Origin of the sequence: Pseudoflavonifractor phocaeensis, from assembly GCF_016901735.1 — a bacterium.
GTDB lineage: Bacteria > Bacillota > Clostridia > Oscillospirales > Oscillospiraceae > Pseudoflavonifractor_A.
Window position 1 is genome coordinate 1 of record NZ_JACLZC010000213.1, and the last position, 414, is coordinate 414.

Annotated in this window: 1 protein-coding gene; it reads right to left on the reverse strand. The window is 75.4% G+C overall.

From position 1 onward, the window contains the following. On the reverse strand, positions 1 to 414 hold a 414-nt coding region (locus tag H7U37_RS15325; RefSeq protein ID WP_204877027.1), incomplete at both ends, for a recombinase zinc ribbon domain-containing protein.

Here is a 414-nt window from a genome sequence, read left to right on the forward strand (position 1 = left end):
AGCGCCCACACCCGTTCCACCAGCGCCAGCAGCTTCCCCTCCGGCCACCGGCCCGTGGGACAGGGAGGACCGCCGGTGGTCCAGTGCCGGCGGCAGCGGTACTCGATCCCCGTTCCGCGGATGCGCGCCGGCACGCCGTAGCCGCACACGCCGCACCGCACTCGTCCGGCCAAGGCGGCCCGTCTCTCCCGCCGCGCCCCCTGCCCGGTCCGCGCCGCCTCCGTCAGCGGCGGAAATCCCCCCGGCGTCTCCAGCACCGTCCCCTCCTTTGTTCGATAACGTCCCGCGCCGGTGTAGCGCCCGTCCCCCAAAATCCGCGCCACGGTCCCGGCGGTCCAGAGCGGCGGCCCCTGGGACAAGGCCCGGCAGCAAAGCCCCTCCCCCCTGGCCTGACGCACCGCCATGGGACTGGGC